Source organism: Methanocalculus sp., assembly GCF_029762515.1.
GTDB lineage: Archaea > Halobacteriota > Methanomicrobia > Methanomicrobiales > Methanocorpusculaceae > Methanocalculus.
Genome location: NZ_JARVGN010000501.1, coordinates 1 through 1,487, shown reverse-complemented (window position 1 = coordinate 1,487; position 1,487 = coordinate 1). Strand labels below are relative to the sequence as shown.

Here is a 1,487-nt window from a genome sequence, read left to right as displayed (position 1 = left end):
CCTCGACCGATGGCCGCATTCGGGATAAACTCGCCGCGTATATCGATCGAGGATACCGCGACCTGAATGAGGATGGGACAAACTTAGCGTATGTGACATTTGCTGATTACCATGGACAGGCATATCCCAATGTGGCGGTCGCCGCTCTTGTGCTTGCAGATTACACCAACCCCAACAATATCAACCTCGTCGGCAACCCCGAAGAGTGGCTGAGGTGCGGCACTGATTACCTGTTCGAGGACGACCTGCTACATAGCCACCACCGCTCCCTCTTTTCGTTCGGATTTGATGAGGTTTCCGGCAAGCACCTTAACGGAGCATACAAAGGGTATGTGGTTAACAACTTCATACTCTGGTTCCAGGCGTACAGTCATTTCTATGGCCACAGCATCTTCGAGGATTACCCGGAAGCAAAGCGGGCATTCACTTCAGAGATCTGGGAGTCGATGCCAAATCACTATCAAAACAACTACGTCACCTACGGTAACGTCAAAGTAGGGTATCTGGATGCTATTGTGAATCTGCTGCCCGGTTCAGAAAAGGGAGCCGCACTCTGGCAGCATGAAAGCATCACCGCTGCAAACGAACTCCCCTACACCCGGACATTGTGTGCATCCTCCGACTATCTCAACTACTTTACAGTCGAAGACACCAGTAGTATCACTCGCGCTCCGCCATCCGATTATACCAGCATTCTGAACGCAAATGCCATTTATCAGGTCTTCCGCAGCGACTGGACAAGAGACGCTAACTGGCTCTCGCTTATAACATTCAATGTCCATACTCGGAGTAATCGGGATGCAATGCACCACGACCAGCTCTCCTTTGAATACTTCAGTCACGGCGACCTCTTGCTCGCTGATGGCGGGGAGGAGAAACACGTACTTAACAAGTATTATGGACACTATGATATCTCACACAACGCAATCATGATCGAAAATCCGAGGGTTCCTTTCAGCGTGGGATCGTGGTCGGATAGCACTGCACGTGGTTTATTCAAAGGCAGTACAAATGGCATAATTACTCCCGTTTCACTGGATGCAATTATTGAGACCGACTGGATGGAAGCACTCTCGGCGACTGCCACGATAACAAGAGTGATTGGAGACAGCTGGGGTACCACGTATTCACTCTCTTCACCCATCAACTACGACCGCACCGTGCTTTTCCCCTTCAAGGAATACTTTGTTGTGATAGACCGACTTGAAGGTAGCGAACCGTGGATCTACCGTTCCATCTTCCGCCCATCAAGCCTCTCCATTACCCCGACAACGGGCTATACAATCTCAGAAATCGGACATGTCAATGGTGACCTGACCGTGGGCAGCAATGGAATTGGAATTGCTTGGACTGATCTCCCTTACAAGGAAGAGAGCACCACTGGTACCGTGACGGGCGATGTCCAATGGACAACCACCAACCCCTACGGGCAGACGGTTGAACTCCAACTCTTCTCAGCACCCGCCGCCGAGGTGCTGGTTACCAAG

Annotated in this window: 1 protein-coding gene; it reads left to right on the top strand. The window is 51.0% G+C overall.

Annotated features, from left to right (window positions below; translation table 11 throughout):
* On the top strand, positions 1 to 1,487 hold a 1,487-nt coding region (locus QCH34_RS12630; RefSeq protein ID WP_300334651.1), incomplete at both ends, for a hypothetical protein.